Source organism: Acinetobacter sp. MF4640, from assembly GCF_002018895.1.
GTDB lineage: Bacteria > Pseudomonadota > Gammaproteobacteria > Pseudomonadales > Moraxellaceae > Acinetobacter > Acinetobacter johnsonii.
On record NZ_MVOM01000113.1, the window covers coordinates 1 to 2039 of the forward strand.

The following is a 2039-nucleotide window of genomic DNA, read 5'->3' on the forward strand; positions in this document are numbered from 1 at the left end:
AAAACGAGTATGAACAAATTATTTCAACTCAAATATATTCTGTTAATGATTTTTCCAGCCTTCGTCAGGTCAGGAAACTGTGATAAATCACAGAAGTTAATAAGCTTCAACTTACTAAATTCTATAATATATGGTGGAGACTAGGAGAGTCGAACTCCTGACCTCCTGCGTGCAAAGCAGGCGCTCTACCAACTAAGCTAAGTCCCCAGCTTATCAATAAGTCAATGTTTCTGTTTTCTGTATTCAGCATTTAACAATGCTTGTTAGTCAGATTTGGTGGGTCTGACAAGACTTGAACTTGTGACCCCACGCTTATCAAGCGTGTGCTCTAACCAACTGAGCTACAGACCCTCAGATACATCGTCATGAAGAACAACTTGTTGTGGATTCTTACCAATCGTCAATCTTTCGTTAAGGAGGTGATCCAGCCGCAGGTTCCCCTACGGCTACCTTGTTACGACTTCACCCCAGTCATCGGCCACACCGTGGTAAGCGTCCTCCTTGCGGTTAGACTACCTACTTCTGGTGCAACAAATTCCCATGGTGTGACGGGCGGTGTGTACAAGGCCCGGGAACGTATTCACCGCGGCATTCTGATCCGCGATTACTAGCGATTCCGACTTCATGGAGTCGAGTTGCAGACTCCAATCCGGACTACGATCGGCTTTTTGAGATTAGCATCCTATCGCTAGGTAGCAACCCTTTGTACCGACCATTGTAGCACGTGTGTAGCCCTGGTCGTAAGGGCCATGATGACTTGACGTCGTCCCCGCCTTCCTCCAGTTTGTCACTGGCAGTATCCTTAAAGTTCCCGGCTTAACCCGCTGGCAAATAAGGAAAAGGGTTGCGCTCGTTGCGGGACTTAACCCAACATCTCACGACACGAGCTGACGACAGCCATGCAGCACCTGTATGTAAGTTCCCGAAGGCACCAATCCATCTCTGGAAAGTTCTTACTATGTCAAGACCAGGTAAGGTTCTTCGCGTTGCATCGAATTAAACCACATGCTCCACCGCTTGTGCGGGCCCCCGTCAATTCATTTGAGTTTTAGTCTTGCGACCGTACTCCCCAGGCGGTCTACTTATCGCGTTAGCTGCGCCACTAAAGCCTCAAAGGCCCCAACGGCTAGTAGACATCGTTTACGGCATGGACTACCAGGGTATCTAATCCTGTTTGCTCCCCATGCTTTCGTACCTCAGCGTCAGTATTAGGCCAGATGGCTGCCTTCGCCATCGGTATTCCTCCAGATCTCTACGCATTTCACCGCTACACCTGGAATTCTACCATCCTCTCCCATACTCTAGCTTCCCAGTATCGAATGCAATTCCTAAGTTAAGCTCAGGGATTTCACATCCGACTTAAGAAGCCGCCTACGCACGCTTTACGCCCAGTAAATCCGATTAACGCTCGCACCCTCTGTATTACCGCGGCTGCTGGCACAGAGTTAGCCGGTGCTTATTCTGCGAGTAACGTCCACTATCCAAGAGTATTAATCTCGGTAGCCTCCTCCTCGCTTAAAGTGCTTTACAACCAAAAGGCCTTCTTCACACACGCGGCATGGCTGGATCAGGCTTTCGCCCATTGTCCAATATTCCCCACTGCTGCCTCCCGTAGGAGTCTGGGCCGTGTCTCAGTCCCAGTGTGGCGGATCATCCTCTCAGACCCGCTACAGATCGTCGCCTTGGTAGGCCTTTACCCCACCAACTAGCTAATCTGACTTAGGCTCATCTATTAGCGCAAGGTCCGAAGATCCCCTGCTTTCCCCCGTAGGGCGTATGCGGTATTAGCATTCCTTTCGGAATGTTGTCCCCCACTAATAGGCAGATTCCTAAGCATTACTCACCCGTCCGCCGCTAGGTAATGTAGCAAGCTACATCACCCCGCTCGACTTGCATGTGTTAAGCCTGCCGCCAGCGTTCAATCTGAGCCATGATCAAACTCTTCAGTTAAAAATCATTAGTAGCTTATGGCTACAAATCTTGGCTCATCAATTTTCTGACAAATATTTCTCAAATAAACTTCGAGTAATTTTTACCAT

Annotated in this window: 2 tRNA genes and 1 rRNA gene; all 3 read right to left on the bottom strand. The window is 48.9% G+C overall.

Annotation, left to right across the window (positions count from 1 at the left end):
• Positions 1-131 precede the first annotated feature (131 nt).
• The 3 genes from MF4640_RS18580 to MF4640_RS18590 all read right to left on the bottom strand — a co-directional run bounded on the left by MF4640_RS18580 (position 132) and on the right by MF4640_RS18590 (position 1950).
• Positions 132-207: transfer RNA gene (locus MF4640_RS18580), tRNA-Ala, on the bottom strand.
• A gap of 67 nt (positions 208-274) precedes the next feature.
• A tRNA-Ile gene (locus MF4640_RS18585) sits at positions 275-351 on the bottom strand.
• 61 nt (positions 352-412) lie between these two features.
• Positions 413-1950 (bottom strand): 16S ribosomal RNA (locus MF4640_RS18590).
• Positions 1951-2039 lie beyond the last annotated feature (89 nt).